Here is an 18,618-nt window from a genome sequence, read left to right on the forward strand (position 1 = left end):
TGCTCGATGTGTTAGCGGCTGGCCTGAGTAGTCTGCGGAGCAGCTGAAAGATGTTGACCCAGTAGCGTTTCCAACTTCTCGTTGGCCGACCGCAACCCCGCGATGATCAGCCCGAACACCTTGTTGCGCACCTTCTCGGACTGACCTACCAGCGGCGCGTACATGTGCCGCATCAAGTCCAGGCGCGCCCCGCTCAGCCAGTTCATCAGCTCGGCATCGGAGAACCAGATGATCTGGTTGCGCTGCTCGGCGAGCGTGGTGGTGAGCCAGTCGAGGTCGGTGTTGGGGTGGGGGACCGGCTGGCACAGCCGATTTCGCGTCTCGTCGTCGCCGTAGGAGGCCTCGACGTGAGCGATCATGCCGGAGCTGAACACCTGCTGGCAGCCGCGGATACTCTGCAGGGTGATCCGGTTCTCGTCGAAAACCGTTACTGCCGGTCGTTTCTCGAGGCCGTCGGCGCTGCAGTCGACGTAGAGCGCCGAGCCGTCGACGGCGATCTCACCGTCGTCGAGCACGACCTTTCCCGGTTCGATGCTGAGGACTCGGCCCAACCGGACCACGTCGCCGATTCGGCGCAGCTGGTCGAGTTCGGTCTTGGTCACGTTCGCGCAGCGGTACATGGTGGGACGCACCGTCGGATCCAGCCGCAGCAGGTTGCCGCATTCCTCCAAGCGCTCGAACAGGTCGGCCACGTCGGTGGCCGCCTCGATCGCCATAAGACGCTGGGCGAACCCGGCCTGGAACCGCTCCAGGAACTGCGGGCCGGGCTGGATGTTGGCGCGGTCCATCAGCCACGAGTCACGCGGCATGATCCAGGTCAGCCGCTCGGGCGGAACACCGTTGCGCAGCAACCACAAACACGCGTCGATACCGGTTTTGCCGGCGCCGACGATGACGAAACGATCGCGGTCGACCGCGTTGGCGGGCAAATCGTTGGGCGGCACGCAGTCGATACCGTCGGCGACCGCGTAGGCCGGCGGCCGCATCGACGGCACCGTCGTCTGCAGGTAGGTTGCGTCTACGATCCGGGCGCGGACGTCGACGCTGTGGTCGCCGCCGGACAGCGAGCGGAAGCGGCCGTCGCCCAGATACTCGGCCATCGGGAAGTAGGAGACCCGCCCGCTCGGCAACAGCTCCTGATGCATCACTTTGTCGAAGTAGGAGCAGATCTCGCCGACGGTGGCCAGCTCGTAAAGCCCTTCGTTCCAACCGAGTTGATCGATGCTGTCACTGCCCAGCCCGCGGGAGTTGACACCGTAATAGGCCGACGGCTGGTGCAGCCGGACAAAGGGATAGGCGCTGTTCCAATGACCGCCCGGTGAATGCCCGCGGTCGACGATCACCACCTGCGCGTCGGTCTCGGCCACCAAAGTGTCGGTGAACGCCATGCCCATCGCGCCGGCGCCGACCACCAGGTAGTCGGTGTCGATGGTTGTCACGCCAAGTCCCCCCTCGGTGGCGTACGCCGTTACGTCAGCGGCAGTTTCGCGAAAATCTTTCCGGTCGGCTGCGGCGACCCGTCGCCGGGTTCGACGGTGAACGCCAGCATGCTGGAGTTCTGCAGGCTGCCGAAGGTGTGGGTCGTCGACGGCAGCACGGCGGCGGCGTCCATCGTGCCTGCCGACTGCGGACCCTTGTCGCCGACCAACCACATCTGGTAGACGGTGCCCTGCGTCGGCGGCGGCACGTTGTTCATCAGCAGCACAGCGCCATTGCGCTCACGTGAGAACACCACCGTTGCCGTTCCACCGGCGATCGGCGTGGACGCCGTTCGCACGTCGGGCGCGGCCATGATCTGCTCGGCCATGGTCGGAGTTTGGTGGGGGCGCAGCGCGATACCCGCGCCGAACGCGGCAAGCGCCACCACGATCGCGGCGGCCGCCGCCAACAGAGCAGTGCGCCACCTAGACGGCCGCGCCGAGTCGCGCTGAACGCGGGCCAACACCGCCGCGCGCAGGCGATCGGGTGGTTCGGTGGCCGTCGCGGCCGACACGACGGCCAGCGCCTCACGCACCGCGCGGACCTCGTCGTTGAAGGCGTTCACCACCGCCGACGGTGCGGCGGCGAGTTGCCGATCGATGGAGGCGCGTTCGTCGTCGGAAATGGCGTTCAATGCATACGGCGTGGCAAGTTCCAGCAGGCCGAAGTCGGCGGGTCCGGTCATGACACCCCCAAGCAGCCGCGCAGTCCGCGCAACGCGTCACGCATCCGCGACTTGATCGTCGACAGGTTCGCCGACAACCGCTGCGAGACTTCGGCGTAGGTCAACCCGCCGTAGTACGCCATCTCGATGCACTGGCGCTGCACGTCGGTCAACGAGTCCAGGCATGCCGTCACGCGACGGCGTTCGTCGGCGGCGATCGCCGAGTCGGCGACCAGATCACCGGGTCGCTCGACGGTTGCCGCGCCGTAGCGCGACTCTCGCTGGCCGGCCGATTGTTCGGCGCGCACCCGGTCGACGGCGCGGCGGTGGGCCATGGTCATCAGCCACGACAGCGCGGAACCCTTCGACGGGTCGTAGGCGCCCGCGGTCCGCCACACCTCCAGGTAGACCTCCTGGGTGGTCTCCTCGCTGTAGCCCGAATCTCGCAGCACACGGGTGATCAGGCCGTACACTCGCGACCTGGTTTGGTCGTAGAACCCGGCGAACGCGTCGGCGTCGCGGCGTGCCACCTGGCGCAGCAACGAGTCCAGGTCGGCGCCGTCCCTCGGTTGGGTCATCGCTCGGTAGCCTAACGGCTCCAGAACTGCGGTCGTCATTTTCGGGCCGATCCGGATGCTTCCGGGATGAAATTCGATGTCAGCGGCCGCCTCGGACCGCGCCAGCAGTGCGACTGCCGGCGCCCTCGACATGGTGGCCAAGTCGGTGCTCATGGGGCGGCGAGGTTGACGAAGGTCCACTGGTAGACATTGAGGTTGCCGGAGCGGAACCCGGCTTCGCGGTCGGCCAGGTACAGCTCCCACATCCGGGCGAATACCTCGTCAAAACCAACGTGCGCCAATGTCTTCCGACGCTGAAGGAACCGTTCCCGCCACAACCGAAGGGTTTCCGCGTAGTGTCCGCGCAGCGACAGCGTGTGGATCGGCCGCAAGTCGCTTTCCTGCTCGACGACGTCGAGAATCGCCTTGCTCGATGGAATCGCGCCGCCGGGAAAGATGTACTTCTGCAGCCAGGTCAGCCGGTCTCGGGTGGCGAGCATCTGCTCGTGGGGGCACGCGATCGCCTGGATCACTACGTTGCCGCCGGGTTTGACGAGCCGTCCGGCGGTGCGCAGGAACTCCGGCCACGCGCGATGCCCCACGGCCTCGATCATCTCCACCGAAATCACGGCGTCGTAGCATCCGTCGACGTCGTGATAGTCGGCCGCCACTAAACGCACCCGGTCCGATTGACCTGCCGCGAGGACCCGCTGACGAGCCAGCCAAACCTGGCGCTCGGACGGGCTGACGGAGTGGACTACGGCGCCGCGTACGGCCGCACGAATGCACAACTCGCCCCATCCGCTGCCGAGCTCCAGGAGCCGGGTTCCAGGTCCCACGTGGGCCGCGTCGAGCAGTCGGTCGATCTTGCGGCGCTGCGCCGCGGCGAGGTCGTCCCATGACGCAGGCAACCGGTCGAACAGCGCGCTCGAATAGGTCATCGTCTCGTCGAGGAACTCGATGAACAAATCGCTGGACAGGTCGTCGAAATGTGCCGCGATATTCCGCAACATCTGTTCTCGGCCGTTATGTGACGAATGCGATTGCGGCCGAAAGGCATTGAGGTCGAGCCAGCACAGCTCGCTGGGAACCATCTCGTTGAGTGCGGGCGCCAGCGCGGTGAGCACCCCGACGAGATCTCGGGATTCCCACTCGCCAGCCATGTAGGACTCGCCGAAGCCGATCAGGCCATGCCGTCCGAGTCTGCGGGCCAACCGGTCCGGCTCGTCCACCGTCAGGACTGGTGCCGCGGCGCCGCCCGCCCCGATCACAGTTCCGTCGGGGTACTCGAGCCGGATCGGCAGGGGAGCGACCGCGCGGCGCAGCAACCGATCGGCGACGACCGCCGAAGCGGTTGCGAGCGCACCGGACGGCACCGTGAAGACTTCCGGCCACATCGCCGAGTCGGCACTGGGCGGCCGGCCGAGGCTGTGGTGGTGGAAAGCGGGTCCTGCGAACGCGATCTCTGCGGTGTCGTCGACCACGGACAGGTGGCATGGCTGTTGCACGTCAGGCATTCGGAGCGGACGGCGTCGTGGATGACGGCGGGAAACACCACCCGTCCCTGAGGGTGAGTGCTCCGAATGCTTTGCGTTAGGCCCCTGACAAAGGAGTTACGCGAATGAAAATCGGCCACAGTAAGACGCTCGCGATGAGCCTGGCGGCGCTCGCGGCGGTGGGCATGTCGGCGTGTTCGAGCAACAAGTCGGACTCGGCGCAACAGAGCACCGCACAGCCGGCAAGCAGCTCTGCGGCGCCGGCCATGACCGGGCCGGCGGCGGCCCCGTCGAGCGACCTGATCGGACCCGGTTGCTCGGATTACGCTGCGCTGCACCCGAGCGGGCCGGCCTCGGTGGCCGGAATGGCTCAGGATCCGGTTGCAACGGCCGCGTCGAACAACCCGATGTTGTCGACGCTGACCGAGGCGCTGTCGGGCAAGTTGAACCCGCAGGTCAACCTGGTCGACACACTGAACAACGGCCAGTACACGGTGTTCGCGCCGACCAATGATGCGTTCGCGAAACTGCCGGCGAGCACCATCGACGAGCTCAAGACCAACGCCGACAAGTTGAAGAGCATCCTGACTTTCCATGTGGTGCAAGGCCAGTCGAGCCCAGCCAAGGTCGACGGCACGCACAAGACGCTGCAGGGCGCCGAGCTGAACGTGACCGGCCAAGGCAACGGACTCAAGGTCAACGACGCCGGCTTGGTGTGCGGAGGGGTGCACACCGCCAACGCGACGGTGTACATGATCGACACTGTGCTGGTGCCGCCCAGCCAGTAGCGGTCAGGCGTCGCGCGATAGGGCAGCCCGGTATCCGGGCTGCCCTATCTCACGTCGAGGGCCCGTACCAATCCGAGCACACCCTCGTCGCGAATAATGATTGTGGTGTCGCTCGCATTGATCGGCCTCCTGGGGGGCCTCATCACCGGTATCTCGCCGTGCATCCTTCCGGTGCTACCGGTGGTCTTCTTCTCCGGAACCACCAACGCCGAAGACATGGTCGTCGACACCAAACGTGATGTGTCGCGGCCGTATCGGGTCATCGCGGGGCTGGTGCTGAGCTTCAGCTTGGTAACGCTGCTCGGTTCGGCATTGCTGTCGTTGTTGCATCTCCCACAGGATGCCATTCGGTGGGTGGCGTTGGTCGCATTGGTGGCAATTGGCCTTGGCCTGATCTTTCCGCGTGTCGAAGAATTGCTGGAAAAGCCGTTCTCCCGTATTCCGCAAAAGCGGATCATGCAGCGCGCCAATGGTTTCGGTCTAGGACTGGCGCTGGGCGTGCTGTATGTTCCCTGCGCGGGTCCAGTACTGGCGGCGATCGTCGTTGCCGGGGCTACCGCGCAGATCGGCCTGCCCATCATCGTGCTCACATGTGCATTTGCGGTGGGCACTGCGGTACCGCTGCTCTGTTTTGCGGTAGCAGGTGAGCGAATCGCGCACCGCGTCGGCACTTTTCGGCGGCATCAGCGCGCCATCCGGGTAGCGGCGGGAATCGTGACGATTCTGCTGGCGGTCGCGTTGGTGTTCAACCTTCCGGCCGCACTGCAGCGGGCGCTGCCCGACTACACCGCGTCGCTGCAGGACAAGCTGGCGCGCGACAAGCAGGTCCAGCAACAGCTCGGTGGCATCGTCAACGATCAGAACAGGGAGTTGTCGAATTGCGCCAAGCCATCGGAACAGCTGCAAAGTTGCGGGCAGGCACCCGACCTCAAGGGCATCGTGTCTTGGCTGAACACTCCGGGTGGCAAGCCGATCGATCTGCATGAGCTGCATGGCAAGGTGGTGTTGATCGACTTCTGGGCCTACTCCTGCATCAACTGCCAACGCGCCATCCCGCACGTTGAGGGCTGGTACAAGGCCTATCGCGACAGCGGTTTCGAGGTAATCGGCGTGCACACCCCCGAGTACGCGTTCGAGAAGGTCACCGACAATGTGAAGAAAGGCGCGGCCGACCTCGGCATCACCTACCCCATCGCCCAGGACAACAGCTACTCGACCTGGACCAACTACCGAAACCGTTATTGGCCGGCCGAATATGTCATCGATGCGAATGGCGTTGTGCGGCATATCAAATTCGGCGAGGGCGATTATGACGGCACCGAGAAGTTGATCCGGCAGTTGCTCACGTCTGCGCGGCCCGGAGTATCGTTGCCACCCTCGGTGGATGCGCCCGACACCACCCCCACGGCGGGCCTGACGCCCGAGACGTACTTCGGCGTCGGGAAAATGTCGAACTACGCCGGCATCGGTGTGTACGACCAAGGACAGGCGACGTTTTCCTACCCCCCGACGTTGCCGCCCGATACCTTTGCGTTGCAGGGGCCTTGGGCGCTGGACTACCAAGGCGCGACCGCCGACGGTGACGCGGCGCGCATCAAACTCAACTACCACGCCAAGCACGTTTACATGGTCGTCGGTGGTACCGGCGGCCTCGAGGTGACGCGGGACGGGAAGACGACGTCGGTGCCGATCAGCGGGCCGCCTACCTCACACGAGATCGCCACCAGAGACCAAGTGGCAAGCGGGACACTCGACATCGGCGTCAGCAAAGGGCTGCAGGTGTTCTCCTTCACCTACGGCTGATTTACGTATCAGCCCGTCCGCGTTGCGTCCAGCTCCGAACAACCTGTGTCCAGCAAAAAACACGTGAGGAGCTTTAACGTGAGCACCATTCACACCAAGGTCGTGCCGGCAGTGGCCGCCGCGATGGGTATCGCCGTGTCCACCTGTGCGCCCGCGACGGCCGCGCCGAACCTGGTCGGGGCCGGTTGCGCCAATTACGCGGCAACCCACCCCAGTGGACCCGCATCGGTATCCGGCATGTCGCAGGACCCCGTGGCGGTGGCGGCATCGAACAACCCCGAACTGACCACGCTCACCGCAGCTTTGTCGGGCAAGCTCAACCCGCAGGTGAACCTCGTCGACACTTTGAACAACGGCCAGTTCACGGTCTTCGCCCCGACTGACGCCGCTTTCAACAAGCTGCCGGCCGACACCATCAACGACCTGAAGACCAATTCGGACAAGCTGAAGAGCATCCTGACCTACCACGTGGTGAAGGGACAGCTCAGTCCCGCACAGGTGGACGGCTCGCATAACACCGTCCAAGGTGCTCCGGTGAATGTGACCGGTATGGGCGACGGAGTCAGGGTCAACGACGCGGGCCTGGTCTGTGGTGGCGTGCCCACCGCCAACGCGACGGTGTACATGATCGACACGGTGTTGTTGCCGCCCGCCTAGTGAGGTTTGGCCACGACACCTCGACACGGGCGACGACCGCCGTGGCACCCGTACTGGCGGCCGCCATCGAACCGGTCATCGATGGCGAGCTGCCAGTACGACTGATCGCCTGGGACGGCAGCGTCGCCGGGCCCGTGGGTGCGCCCGTCGTCTGGTTGCGCAGCGCAGCCGCCGTGCGCCGAATGCTTTGCAATCCAGGAGAACTGGGTGTAGCGCAGGCCTACGTGTTTGGAGATCTCGATGTCGACGGGGATCTGGTCACCGTGCTGGACAGCGTCTGGTCGAGGATCGCCGACGAGCGCTTGAGCCCGCACAAACCGTCCGCGACCGCGCTGGCACGCCTCGGAGCGATCGCCTTGCGACTCGGGGCTCTCGACGAACTGCTGCCGGCCACCAGTGACGATCCGGTGAAAGTCAGGCACTACTACGACGTGACGCACGCCTTCCACCAGCTGGTCCTGGATCCGTCGATGTCCTACTCGTGCGGATACTGGGATTCGGCGCAATCCCACGCGACGCTCGGTGACGCGCAGCGCGAGAAGTTGGACCGCATCTGCCGGAAACTCGGCTTGGATCGACGATCCGACATGTGGCTACTCGACATCGGCTGCGGCTGGGGTGCGCTGAGTCTGCACGCCGCCGCGCATTACGACGCACAGGTCGTCGGTATCACGCCGTGCGCCGCGCAGAAGGCCTACATCGACGCTGCGCTCGCAGCGCGGGGATTGGCCGACCGGGTTGAGATTCAGGTTCAGGATTACCGCGGCTTCACTGCTGGGCTGTTCGACGCGGCGGCCGCGATCGAGATGGGCGAACACGTTACACTGCAAGACTATTCGACTTTTGCCGGCATCTTGCACGACTGTGTCCGGCCCGACGGTCGGGTGCTGATCCAGCAGACCTCCCGACGCGGCGGTCACCGTGGCGGTGGTCCCTTCATCGAAGCGTTTATCTCGTCCGACCTGCATCTGCGTCCGCTCGGGGAAACGATTGCACTGCTGGAAGACGCCGGTTTGGTCACTCTTTCGGTCGACACGATGGTTCGGCACTATGTGCAGACCCTCGATGCTTGGATCGCGAATCTCGAAAATCATTGGGACACCGCGGTGCAACTGGTCGGCGAAGAGACTGTCCGCGCCTGGCGTCTCTATCTGGCCGGCGGGCGAATGGCCTTCGCGTACGGCCGGGCGGGGGTCGACCAGATTTTGATGCGGCGACCACCCGCGATGATCGGCAGCGACGCGTGGCGGTGACAGCAACCAAACGCTGGTCCATGCTGGCCATTTCGCTGATCGCGACGCTGGCGGCCAACGTTTTCATCAATGCGATCGCGTTTTTGATTCCCGCCATGAATGCGCAGCGCGGTATCAGTCTGGCGACGGCGGGCTTGCTCGCGGCGATGCCCAACTTCGGCACCATGGTTACTTTGATCGGCTGGGGCTACCTGCTGGACGTTACCGGCGAGCGCTTCGTACTCACGACCGGTCTCGCGTTGACGGCGGCCGCCGCCTTGGCCGCATCCGCGACGCAGTCGATGGCGATGATGGCGGTCTTCCTGTTCCTGGGCGGCATGGCCGCCGCCAGCGCGATCACCGCGAGCGGCCGGCTGGTGACGGGATGGTTTGCGCCGCAACAACGCGCACTGGCGATGGGAATCCGCCAGACCGCGCAGCCACTGGGCATCGGGATCGGAGCGGTCGTGCTCCCCGAGCTCGCCTGGCGCGAATACTCTACGGCGCTGGTGTTCCCTGCCGCCGCCTGCGTGATCTCGGCAGTCGCTGTTCTTGTGGGCGTGCATGATCCGCCGCGTCCGGCGCGAGCCGATGCCAACGAACAGGAACTGGCCAATCCCTATCGACGCACGGGCACGCTGTGGCGGATTCATCTCGGGTCGGCGCTGCTGATGCTTCCGCAACCGGTGGTGCTGACCTTCATGCTGGTCTGGGCAACCCGCAGCCACGGCTTCTCTATCGCGTCGGCAGGCGTCCTGATGGGCCTCTCGCAGTTGCTTGGTGCGCTCGCGCGGACCGCAGCGGGACGCTGGGCAGACCGGATCGGCTCGCGCATGCGACCGCTGCGCGTGATCGCGGTCGCCACCACGGCGGTCTTGATCGTGCTGGCGCTGGCCGACCAGCAGCACTCGCCAATCGCTCTGTACCCCATGGTCATCGCCCTGGCGATCACCGGCGACAACGGCTTGCCGTTCACCAGTGTCCCCGAGATCGCCGGGCGATTCTGGAGCGGTCGAGCGTTGGGCGTCCAAAACACCGTCGAGCGGTTAGTGGTCGCGGTCGCTCCACCGGTGTTCGGGGCGTTCATCACCACGGCCGGCTATCCCTCGGCCTTCGCGGTATGTGGTCTCTTCCCGCTGGCGGCGCTGCCGTTTCTTCCCACTGTCGCGCGACGTCGCGAAGCGGCTCCGGCTTTGCTTTAGCTGTTTAGCGCGAGGCCCCGCGGGTATTCGGAAGCGTCTCCGCCAAGTCGCGAGCGGGATTTCACTTCGATGACAGGCGAAAAATCATGACCGACAACATCGACGCCGAATCCCGTGCAGCGCAACTGCGTTGGGCGCCCGTTCAGATATCCGCGTTGGTGGTTGGGGTCGTATTCCTGCTGGTCGGAATTCTGGGTTTCATCCCCGGCATCACCACGCATTACGCCATGTTGACGGCCGCCGGTCCGCACTCGGGTGCCGAACTATTTGGGTTGTTCAACGTGTCGATACTGCACAACATCGTGCATCTGGCTTTCGGCGTCGCAGGCTTGGCCCTGAGTCGAAACGCGATGGCGGCGCGGGCGTTTCTGATCATCGGCGGTGCCATCTATGTTGTGCTTTGGATCTACGGTCTTGTCATCAACCAGAACAAGCCGATCAACTTCGTGCCGGTGAACACGGGCGACAACTGGCTGCATTTTGCGCTCGGCGCCGGGATGCTGGCTTTGGGCGTGCTGTTCGGCCGTCCGCAGGCGCTGGCGTCGTCACGGCGTGATGATGTGCGACGGATCGGGACGTAGCTCCGGCGGCGCCTGGCTGTAGTCGCCGAACGGCCCGTCGCGGCCCTCGACGGCGGCCCGAACGCCTTTGCTGGCCGCCGTTTCGACGAAGCCGAGCGCCTCGGGGGTGTTGCGCATCAGACCGTCGAGGATGCCGCCCAGCGTCTGGGTCGACGCCAGGCCCATGTTCTCGTAGGCCTGGTTGACGATCAACTTCTGAGCCTGCAACTGCGACAACGGGATCTGTGATAACTCAGCAGCTATCTCGGCAACCCGGGCCTCCAGCCGCTCGAACGGGACCGCTTCGTTGATGAGTTCGACCTCGGCGGCCTGCACACCGGTCAGCGGACGGCCGGTCAGCGAATGCCATTTCACCTTGGCCAGGCTCAGCCGATAGAGCCACATTCCGGTCAGGTAAGCGCCCCACATCCGGCTGTACGGGGTGCCGATCACGGCGTCCTCACTGGCGATCACGATGTCCGCGCACAGCGCGTAATCGCTCGCACCGCCCACGCACCACCCGTGCACCTGCGCGATCACCGGCTTCGAGGCCCGCCAGATCGCCATGAACTTTTGCGTCGGACCGGTTTCGCGGGCGGTGACCATGGCGAAATCCTTGCCCGGATCCCAGCGTCCGCCGGTGTTCATCGCGTCACCCCACTGCTGGAAGCCGCCACCGAAGTCGTAGCCTCCGGAGAACGCCCGCCCGGCTCCGCGTAGCACGATCACTTTGACTGCGGGGTCGCGTTCGGCCCGCCCGACGGCCGCCTCGATCTCGTCAGGCATCGGCGGAACGATCGTGTTGAGCTGGTCGGGCCGGTTCAGGGTGATGGTCGCGACCGACCCGGCCGTGGAGTACAGCAACGTCTCGAAATCTGTTGTCGGCATGGGCGAAGCGTAGGCCTCGGCAGGTCCCTGCCAGTACGGAATGCGAACCGCTGGCCACAAAGGTTTTGCGGTCGCTGGGATGGGGGTATGGCGGCCCCATGGCAACTGACACCCCGCATCTCACTGGGCTGCGAGCGTTGGCCGCCCTCGCCGATCTCGGGTTCGCCTCGATCGCGGCCGGAGTACTGGCTCGCCGCCGCAATGTGGTGCGAGCCCTGGAGCGCATCCAGGCCGACAAACGAGCGGTGACCCGCATGCACAAGCTGCGTGCTGAATTCGACGGCGGCCCGGTTGAATTGAGGCTTCCCGGCCGCCGCTATGTCGTGATCACCGATCCCGAAGAGGTCGGCCAGGTCCTCGAAGACTCGCCGAACCCGTTTCATCCCGCCAACATCGAGAAGCGCAAGGCGCTCCAATGGTTCCAGCCACACGGCGTCCTGATCAGCCGAGGCCCCATCCGCGAACAACGTCGCGCCCTCAACGAGGCCGCGCTGGAAACCGCGTCCGAAATCCATTCATTGGCGGGCGACTTCGTGACAGTGATCCGCGAGGAGGCCGACCGGCTGTCCTTCGTCGCCGTCAGGCTCGGACACCTGGACTCCACCCACTTCATGGCCGCCTGGTGGCGAATAGTGCGCCGGGTGACACTCGGCGATAGTGCGGCAGACGACGAGGCGATCACCGACCAGCTGATGCGACTGCGAAAAGCCGGTAACTGGTCATTTCTCGCCATACCGCGCCGCGGTTTGCGGGAGCGGTTCACCGAGCACCTGTACCGCTACGCCGAGACGCCACAACCTGGGACGCTGCTGCATGCATTGGCGCAAATCCCGGCAGGCGGCGCCCTAGACCCGGTGGGCCAGGTGCCGCATTGGTTGTTCGCCTTCGACGCGGTCGGGATGGCGTCGATCAGGGCACTAGCCCTGCTGAGCACGCACCCCGAGCAACTCGACCGAGCCTTGAAGGACGCCGCGGACCCCGACGAAGTGCTGCCCCGTACATTCTTGCACGCGTGCATGCTCGAGTCCGTGCGGTTGTGGCCGACGACACCGACCATTCTGCGCGACACCATCGAGGACACCGAATGGCGTTCCAAAGCCGGACAATTCACTATCTCTGCCGGCGCTGCGGTGATGGTGGCAGTGCCGGCGTTCCATCGCGACGAGCAATTGCTGCCCTTCGCGCATCAGTTCACTCCGGACATCTGGTTGGATGGCCGGGCCCAGCAGCATCCGGCGCTGGTTCCGTTCAGCGCCGGCCCGGCTGAGTGTCCGGGACGCAACCTGGTGCTATTCCTTGCCGCGACCACGATGGCGCATCTTCTTTCGTCGCTTCGGCTGGGGATGCGATCGAGGCCGACGTTGTCGCCGAGCGAGCCGCTGCCGATGACGCTGAACCAGTTGACGATCGATTTCGCGGTCGAGCCGCTGCCAAACGTTGCCGCTGCGGCGGTGACGGAAAGCGGCTAATTCGGCTCAGGGGGCAGCATCTGGAATCCGGCCAGGACGGTCCCGGTGTCCCGCGCATACACGGTGTTGTCTGGGTCGGTGGACTGAACGGTGACCGTCGCTACGTAGGTGGTGCCGTCGAATGGGCCGGCCACCATGAGCGTCTTGATCTTTCGCGCGGGAATCCGGCCCATGCTCGGCGCGTCGTAGTCGACGAGCTCCGCTTCGTCCCCGCAACGGGTCGTATCGGAGACCTGAAGGCCGGTGGCGCCCAGGCGATCGACGAGGGCCGCACGCTCCTGGTCGAAGATCGACCTGGTGTCGGCATCGTCGCCCGGGATGGATTCCAGCGTCACGACTGCGGTGGGCATGAAGTCGTCTGCCGTCAAATCCTTGTTGCGCATCGTGAATCGGATGATGTCCGAGTCCAGCGTCGACGCGCGCTCCCAGCCGGCCGGTTGCGGAATCTTCAGCTGCGGTTCGCCCGTCGCGCGCGAGTCGATGGACGTCAGGGGTGCCGAAACCGACTCGCAGTCAGTCGATTTGCTGATCTGTGCCTGAGGATCTCGGGTCGCGCTGCCCGCGGTCACCTTCGAGCATCCGGGCACCATCAGCAACGTCACTGCGGCTGCCCCGACTCCCAGCATGTACGGCACGCGCATTGCCCTACACCACACCTTCACCGGTTTTGCTGTCAAGTGCTGAGTATCTGCCACAGGAACGAAAACGCCAGCGCCGTTTTGAACGCGCTCTGGGCATTGTCGGCCGCACCGGCGTGACCACCCTCGATGTTCTCGTAGTACCAAACCTGGTGGCCGGTCGCCTCCAACGCCGCAGTCATCTTGCGGGCATGCCCGGGGTGCACGCGGTCATCCCGGGTGGACGTCGTAATCAACACCGGCGGATATTTCACGTCGGCCGAAACATTCTGGTACGGCGAATATTCGGCGATGAATTGCCAGTCGTCGGCGTCGTCAGGATTGCCGTATTCGGCGACCCATGATGCGCCCGCCAACAGCAGGTGAAACCGGCGCATGTCCAGCAACGGCACCTGGCACACCAGCGCACCGAACAGCTGCGGGTATTTGGTCAGCATGATGCCCATCAACAAACCGCCGTTGCTGCCGCCCTGTGCGCCGAGCTGTGGCACCGTGGTGATGCCACGGTCAACCAGATCCGTTGCCACAGCGGCGAAGTCTTCGTCAACCAGGTGGCGGTTTTCGCGCATCGCCTGAGTGTGCCATCGCGGACCGTACTCACCCCCGCCCCGGATGTTGGCCAGCACATAGGTGCCGCCCCGGGCCAACCAGAGCCGGCCCATCACCGGGCTGTAGCTGGGGGTCAGAGAATTCTCGAATCCGCCGTAGCCGTAGAGCAGCGTCGGACCCGGGCCGCCGACTCCGCCGGGCCGCACGACGAAGTAGGGAATCGCGGTGCCGTCTTTCGACGTGGCGAAATACTGTGCGATGGAGAGATTTTCAGCGTCGAAAAATGCGGGCGCGGCCTTGACCTGCTCGAGCGGCCCGTGGCCGGTGCCGCGCAGCAGGCGCGACGGACTGTCGAAGCCGCTGGAGTCGAGGAAGAACTCGTCGCCTGTGTCGTCGGCGGCGACGATCACGCTCTCGGTCGCCGGGGGAATGCCCGCGAGCGGTGCGCGCTCCCAACTGCCCCGTGACGATCGCAAGCGCGGCGAAGCCGGGCGCAGCGGGTCGTCACGCGAGGGCGGGGTGACTGTTTCGACCCGACTGGCCACGTCGGCCAGCGTGACCAGCAGCAGCCTGTCGCGGGTCCAGGCGTACTGGTGCAGGCAGGTGTGCGCGTCGGGTTCGAAGATCACGGTCAAATCGCGTGCACCGTCGACAAATTCGTTGTAATTCGTCGCCAGCAACGAGCCGGCAGGGTAGGTATTTGTGCCGAACTCCCAGTCGGTGCGCGGTTCGATCAAGAGCCACTCACGGTGGATCGAGACGCTGCTGGCATCAGACGGGACATCGATTCGGATCAGCTCCTCGCCACGCAACTCGTAGCGGTCGCTGTTCCAGAAGTCGGTGGCGCGTGAGATGAAGGTCCGCTCGAAACCCGGTGTCCGGTCGGTCGATCCGCTTACGCTGATGTCGGTACGGGCACCCTCGAACACCAACTGCGCCTCCGCGAGCGGCGTGCCGCGCCGCCACTTTTTGACGATGCGCGGATAGCCGGAGTCGGTCAGCGAGTCGGGGCCGAAGTCGGTGCCCACCAGGACGGTGTCGCGGTCGTGCCAGCTGATCTGCGTCTTGGCTTCCGGCAGCTCGAACCCGTCGTCCACGAATTGTCGTGTCGTCACGTCGAATTCCCGGACGACGACGGCGTCCGCACCGCCCCGGGAGAGGTTGACCAGGGCACGGTCGAATTCGGGTTCGATGACAATGGCGCCCGACCAGACCCAGTTCTCGTCGTCGTCGCGAGCCAGCTGGTCGACGTCGATGAGCACGTCCCATTCGACGTTGTCGCTTCGGTAGCTGTCGAGCGTGGTGCGCTGCCATAGCCCGCGGGGGTTGGTGGCGTCGCGCCAGAAGTTGTACAGGTAGTCGCCGCGGCGGCGGACGTACGGGATGCGGGCGTCGGTGTCGAGCACTTCGAGCGCCTCGGCACGCATCCGCTCGAACTCCTCGCCGCCGAACCGGGCGACCGTCGGATCGTTGCGGTTGCGCACCCAGTTGAGTTGCTCGTCGCCGAGGACGTCCTCCAGCCACAGATAGGGGTCGTCGTTCATGACCGCCATTCTGCTTGCCGCCGACAATCAGGGTTCACGCCATGCTGGTGACGACGGCCGTCCATGGGCCGTGAGCGGTACTGTGAGGTTTGTCACGCACGACCGAGGAGCTGATGTCGATGACCGTTTACGCACGTCCCGGCGCCGAAGGCGCGCTCATGTCGTTCGAGTCGCGATACGACAACTTCATCGGCGGTGAATGGGTGGCGCCGGCCGCCGGCCGCTATTTCGAAAATCTGACGCCGGTGATCGGACAGCCATTCTGTGAGGTGGCCCGTTCCGATGCGGCCGACATCGCGAAGGCGCTCGACGCCGCACACGGGGCGGCTCCGAAGTGGGGCAAGACGGCGCCCGCCGAGCGCGCGGCGATCCTGAACAAGATCGCCGACCGGATCGAAGCCAATCGGGAGTCGCTGGCGCTGGCCGAGGTCTGGGACAACGGCAAGCCGATCCGAGAGCCGTTGGCCGCTGACATCCCGTTGGCCGTCGACCATTTCCGCTACTTCGCCGGCGCGATCCGCGCCCAGGAAGGCTCGCTGTCGCAGGTCGACGACGACACCGTCGCCTACCACTTCCACGAGCCGCTGGGCGTGGTCGGGCAGATCATCCCGTGGAACTTCCCGCTGCTGATGGCCACCTGGAAGCTGGCGCCGGCGTTGGCGGCCGGCAACACCGTGGTGCTCAAACCCGCCGAGCAGACGCCCGCCTCGGTGCTCTATCTGATGTCGTTGATCGGTGATCTCCTACCGGCCGGTGTGGTCAACATCGTCAATGGATTCGGCGTCGAGGCCGGCAAGCCGCTGGCGTCGAGCAACCGGATCGCCAAGGTCTCCTTCACCGGTGAGACCACCACCGGGCGGCTGATCATGCAGTACGCCAGCCAGAACCTGATCCCGGTAACCCTGGAACTGGGCGGCAAGAGCCCGAACATCTTTTTCAGCGACGTGATGGCCGCCAACGACGACTTCCAGGACAAGGCGCTGGAAGGGTTCACGATGTTCGCGCTTAACCAGGGCGAGGTGTGCACCTGCCCGTCGCGCAGCCTGGTGCAGGCCGACATCTACGACGAATTCCTGGAACTCGTGGCGATCCGCACCAAAGCCGTCCGCCAAGGCGACCCGCTGGACACCGAGACCATGGTCGGTTCCCAGGCCTCCAACGATCAGCTCGAAAAGGTGCTGTCCTACATCGAAATCGGCAAAGACGAAGGCGCCAAGGTGATCACCGGCGGTGAGCGCGCCGAGTTGGGCGGCGACCTGTCCGGTGGCTACTACGTGCAGCCCACCATCTTCGCCGGCAACAACAAGATGCGGATCTTTCAGGAAGAGATCTTCGGGCCGGTGGTGTCAGTCGCATCGTTCAAGGATTACGACGACGCCATCGCGACCGCGAACGACACCCTCTACGGCCTGGGTGCTGGAGTCTGGAGCCGCGACGGCAACACCGCCTACCGTGCTGGCCGCGACATCCAGGCCGGTCGCGTGTGGGTCAACTGCTACCACGTCTACCCGGCGCACGCCGCGTTCGGTGGTTACAAGCAGTCCGGCATCGGCCGGGAGAACCACAAGATGATGCTCGACCACTACCAGCAGACGAAAAATCTCTTGGTGTCGTATTCGCAGAAGGCACAAGGCTTTTTCTGATGACCCCGCGCGTGGTAGTCACGGCCGACGCGGCCGCGCTGCTCGACCAGTTGCGAAAGCAGCACGGCCCGTTGATGTTCCACCAGTCCGGCGGCTGCTGCGACGGGTCGTCGCCGATGTGCTACCCGCTGGGCGACTTCATCGTCGGTGACCGCGACGTGTTGCTCGGTGTGCTCGACATCGGAGCCGACGGGGTGCCGGTGTGGATTTCGGGGCCGCAGTTCGAGGCGTGGAAGCACACCCAGCTCGTGATCGACGTGGTGCCCGGGCGGGGCAGCGGGTTCAGTGTGGAAGCGCCCGAGGGCAAGCGTTTCCTGTCTCGCGGACGGTCGTTCACCGACAGTGAAAACGCCGAACTCGCCGCAGCTGCCGTCGTCACCGGGGCCGACTACGAACGCGGAGACCGGCCCCGTGAGCGTGCGCCGGTGGTTGCGGCCGCTGTCGACGTCTGTCCAGTCCCCGCAGGGCGCGCCGCGCCGCTAAAGCCGTAGTCGGCGGCGTCGGCAGTATCTTTGAATCGTGATTCCGCTGCCGCGGCCCTGGTTTCTGGCCAGCGCGATGCTGCTCGGCGTCGCGGCCGGACTCCTGGGCGGGACGGCCGCGTTGACGGTGGAGCATGCTCGAATGCGTCCCGACATCGCGATCGCCCTGGTGGTGGGATTCCCCAGCGTGGTCGGACTGCTGGTGGTTCTGATGGCCCGACGCCCGTGGCTGACCGCGTTGGGCGCGTTCATCCTGGCGCTGGCGCCGGGGTGGTTCGGAGTGCTTGCCCTGGTCGAGGTCGTGACGCGTGGCTGAGAGCGAACGCGTGGAGACCGAGTCGATGCCGCTGACCGAGCCGTACAAGCCGACCTTCGACACCGGCATGCAGCCCAGGGCCGAGCCCGCCTTCATCGAGCCCGAGCCGCCGCCGCGCCGACGCGGCTGGTTGCGCCGCAAATCACCGGAGGAAACGGCACCGGAAAGCGGTGTCATTCCGACGGCCTACACCGAGACCGAAGCGCCGCCGTCGGAGGCTCTTCCGGCGGTCGCATACCCGTACCTGATGTGGTGGAAGTTCGCGCTGATCCTGCTTGCGGTCTGGATCCCGGCGGGGGCCGCCGGCGCAGGGCTGTTCTATTGGTGGAGCCACGACCCCTCGAAACACAAGACCACCGTGGTCTTCGTGGTGCTGGCTTACGTCGTCGTGACGACTGTCGCCGGTCTGATCTTGGCGATGGTGCCCGACCGGCCGCTGGTCCCGGCGTTGTCGATCGCGCTGATCTCGGCGGTATTCGCCGCTGTCGTCGGCGCGGCGCCGGTATACGGCAAGTTCTACTGCGAGCACAGCCACCGCCACTGCGCGGCGGGCGTTCTGCCTTACTGAGCGCCGCGAAACGGAAGCCACGGCTGCGATCGCGCCCGAGATCACGACCCTCAGTTCTGTTTGGCGGCAGCCACTAGGGTAGG

At 65.3% G+C, this 18,618-nt stretch carries 18 protein-coding genes; 11 read left to right on the forward strand and 7 right to left on the reverse strand.

What is annotated here, in order from left to right; translation table 11 throughout:
• Positions 1-11 precede the first annotated feature (11 nt).
• From MKK62_RS13085 to MKK62_RS13100, 4 genes are all read right to left on the reverse strand, one after another.
• Positions 12-1,439, reverse strand: coding sequence for an NAD(P)-binding protein (locus tag MKK62_RS13085; RefSeq protein WP_240260681.1), 1,428 nt, complete (start codon positions 1,437-1,439; stop codon positions 12-14).
• A gap of 29 nt (positions 1,440-1,468) precedes the next feature.
• Positions 1,469-2,164 (reverse strand): anti-sigma factor, encoded by a 696-nt coding sequence (locus tag MKK62_RS13090; protein ID WP_240260680.1) that lies wholly within the window; start codon positions 2,162-2,164, stop codon positions 1,469-1,471.
• Positions 2,161-2,721: a sigma-70 family RNA polymerase sigma factor gene (locus MKK62_RS13095; RefSeq protein ID WP_240264170.1), complete on the reverse strand. Its 561-nt coding sequence runs from the start codon at positions 2,719-2,721 to the stop codon at positions 2,161-2,163. Before MKK62_RS13095 ends, MKK62_RS13090 begins: the two co-directional genes overlap by 4 nt.
• A 149-nt stretch (positions 2,722-2,870) precedes the next feature.
• The gene (locus MKK62_RS13100) at positions 2,871-4,097 is read right to left on the reverse strand and encodes a class I SAM-dependent methyltransferase (RefSeq protein ID WP_240264169.1); all 1,227 of its coding nucleotides are present in this window, start codon (positions 4,095-4,097) and stop codon (positions 2,871-2,873) included.
• Between the two features lie 224 nt (positions 4,098-4,321).
• Between MKK62_RS13100 and MKK62_RS13105 the strand changes: the two genes are divergently transcribed.
• From MKK62_RS13105 to MKK62_RS13130, 6 genes are all read left to right on the forward strand, one after another.
• Positions 4,322-4,984 carry a fasciclin domain-containing protein gene (locus tag MKK62_RS13105; protein ID WP_240260679.1) on the forward strand — a complete coding sequence of 221 codons (663 nt, stop codon included), beginning with the start codon at positions 4,322-4,324 and terminating at the stop codon, positions 4,982-4,984.
• A 102-nt stretch (positions 4,985-5,086) separates the two neighbouring features.
• Positions 5,087-6,787 (forward strand): cytochrome c biogenesis protein DipZ, encoded by a 1,701-nt coding sequence (locus MKK62_RS13110; protein ID WP_240264168.1) that lies wholly within the window; start codon positions 5,087-5,089, stop codon positions 6,785-6,787.
• Positions 6,788-6,910: 123 nt separating this feature from the next.
• Complete coding sequence (locus MKK62_RS13115; RefSeq protein WP_240264167.1) at positions 6,911-7,444, forward strand: fasciclin domain-containing protein; 534 nt, start codon at positions 6,911-6,913, stop codon at positions 7,442-7,444.
• A 41-nt stretch (positions 7,445-7,485) separates the two neighbouring features.
• Complete coding sequence (locus tag MKK62_RS13120; RefSeq protein WP_240260678.1) at positions 7,486-8,697, forward strand: SAM-dependent methyltransferase; 1,212 nt, start codon at positions 7,486-7,488, stop codon at positions 8,695-8,697.
• Positions 8,688-9,878 (forward strand): MFS transporter, encoded by a 1,191-nt coding sequence (locus MKK62_RS13125; protein ID WP_240260677.1) that lies wholly within the window; start codon positions 8,688-8,690, stop codon positions 9,876-9,878. Before MKK62_RS13120 ends, MKK62_RS13125 begins: the two co-directional genes overlap by 10 nt.
• Before the next feature lie 86 nt (positions 9,879-9,964).
• A complete protein-coding gene (locus MKK62_RS13130; RefSeq protein WP_240260676.1) occupies positions 9,965-10,459 on the forward strand; it encodes a DUF4383 domain-containing protein in 495 nt (164 codons plus the stop codon).
• On the opposite strand, the gene MKK62_RS13135 is transcribed toward MKK62_RS13130, so the two are convergent.
• The gene (locus tag MKK62_RS13135) at positions 10,424-11,326 is read right to left on the reverse strand and encodes a crotonase/enoyl-CoA hydratase family protein (RefSeq protein ID WP_240260675.1); all 903 of its coding nucleotides are present in this window, start codon (positions 11,324-11,326) and stop codon (positions 10,424-10,426) included. The genes MKK62_RS13130 and MKK62_RS13135 overlap by 36 nt on opposite strands.
• 98 nt (positions 11,327-11,424) lie before the next feature.
• Between MKK62_RS13135 and MKK62_RS13140 the strand changes: the two genes are divergently transcribed.
• On the forward strand, positions 11,425-12,795 hold the full coding sequence (locus MKK62_RS13140; protein WP_240260674.1) for a cytochrome P450: 1,371 nt from the start codon (positions 11,425-11,427) through the stop codon (positions 12,793-12,795).
• On the opposite strand, the gene MKK62_RS13145 is transcribed toward MKK62_RS13140, so the two are convergent.
• Together MKK62_RS13145 and MKK62_RS13150 are read right to left on the reverse strand one after the other, a co-directional pair.
• Complete coding sequence (locus tag MKK62_RS13145) at positions 12,792-13,436, reverse strand: LpqN/LpqT family lipoprotein (protein ID WP_240260673.1); 645 nt, start codon at positions 13,434-13,436, stop codon at positions 12,792-12,794. The genes MKK62_RS13140 and MKK62_RS13145 overlap by 4 nt on opposite strands.
• A 32-nt stretch (positions 13,437-13,468) precedes the next feature.
• On the reverse strand, positions 13,469-15,526 hold the full coding sequence (locus MKK62_RS13150) for a prolyl oligopeptidase family serine peptidase (protein ID WP_240260672.1): 2,058 nt from the start codon (positions 15,524-15,526) through the stop codon (positions 13,469-13,471).
• Positions 15,527-15,645: 119 nt separating this feature from the next.
• Between MKK62_RS13150 and adh the strand changes: the two genes are divergently transcribed.
• Genes adh through MKK62_RS13170 form a run of 4 tightly spaced genes read left to right on the forward strand, consistent with a single transcriptional unit; the run spans position 15,646 to position 18,535 of the window.
• The gene (gene adh / locus MKK62_RS13155; RefSeq protein WP_240260671.1) at positions 15,646-17,169 is read left to right on the forward strand and encodes an aldehyde dehydrogenase; all 1,524 of its coding nucleotides are present in this window, start codon (positions 15,646-15,648) and stop codon (positions 17,167-17,169) included.
• Entirely contained in the window at positions 17,169-17,660 is a 492-nt protein-coding gene (locus MKK62_RS13160; RefSeq protein WP_240260670.1) for a DUF779 domain-containing protein, read from the forward strand. The genes adh and MKK62_RS13160 overlap by 1 nt, the downstream gene beginning before the upstream one ends.
• 28 nt (positions 17,661-17,688) lie before the next feature.
• Positions 17,689-17,967 (forward strand): putative holin, encoded by a 279-nt coding sequence (locus MKK62_RS13165; protein WP_240260669.1) that lies wholly within the window; start codon positions 17,689-17,691, stop codon positions 17,965-17,967.
• The gene (locus MKK62_RS13170; RefSeq protein WP_240260668.1) at positions 17,960-18,535 is read left to right on the forward strand and encodes a hypothetical protein; all 576 of its coding nucleotides are present in this window, start codon (positions 17,960-17,962) and stop codon (positions 18,533-18,535) included. The genes MKK62_RS13165 and MKK62_RS13170 overlap by 8 nt, the downstream gene beginning before the upstream one ends.
• Positions 18,536-18,618: the final 83 nt, after the last annotated feature.

This window comes from Mycobacterium paraterrae (assembly GCF_022430545.2).
Classification (GTDB): domain Bacteria; phylum Actinomycetota; class Actinomycetes; order Mycobacteriales; family Mycobacteriaceae; genus Mycobacterium; species Mycobacterium paraterrae.

Bases quoted from the DNA above. Each gene is read 5' to 3' on its own strand.
- MKK62_RS13100 (WP_240264169.1), bottom strand. From the start codon at position 4,097: ATGTGGCCGGAAGTCTTCACGGTGCCGTCCGGTGCGCTCGCAACCGCT.
- MKK62_RS13130 (WP_240260676.1), top strand. From the start codon at position 9,965: ATGACCGACAACATCGACGCCGAATCCCGTGCAGCGCAACTGCGTTGG.
- MKK62_RS13145 (WP_240260673.1), bottom strand. From the start codon at position 13,436: ATGCGCGTGCCGTACATGCTGGGAGTCGGGGCAGCCGCAGTGACGTTG.
- MKK62_RS13105 (WP_240260679.1), top strand. From the start codon at position 4,322: ATGAAAATCGGCCACAGTAAGACGCTCGCGATGAGCCTGGCGGCGCTC.
- adh (WP_240260671.1), top strand. From the start codon at position 15,646: ATGACCGTTTACGCACGTCCCGGCGCCGAAGGCGCGCTCATGTCGTTC.
- MKK62_RS13140 (WP_240260674.1), top strand. From the start codon at position 11,425: ATGGCAACTGACACCCCGCATCTCACTGGGCTGCGAGCGTTGGCCGCC.
- MKK62_RS13150 (WP_240260672.1), bottom strand. From the start codon at position 15,526: ATGAACGACGACCCCTATCTGTGGCTGGAGGACGTCCTCGGCGACGAG.
- MKK62_RS13160 (WP_240260670.1), top strand. From the start codon at position 17,169: ATGACCCCGCGCGTGGTAGTCACGGCCGACGCGGCCGCGCTGCTCGAC.
- MKK62_RS13095 (WP_240264170.1), bottom strand. From the start codon at position 2,721: ATGACCCAACCGAGGGACGGCGCCGACCTGGACTCGTTGCTGCGCCAG.
- MKK62_RS13135 (WP_240260675.1), bottom strand. From the start codon at position 11,326: ATGCCGACAACAGATTTCGAGACGTTGCTGTACTCCACGGCCGGGTCG.
- MKK62_RS13090 (WP_240260680.1), bottom strand. From the start codon at position 2,164: ATGACCGGACCCGCCGACTTCGGCCTGCTGGAACTTGCCACGCCGTAT.
- MKK62_RS13115 (WP_240264167.1), top strand. From the start codon at position 6,911: ATGGGTATCGCCGTGTCCACCTGTGCGCCCGCGACGGCCGCGCCGAAC.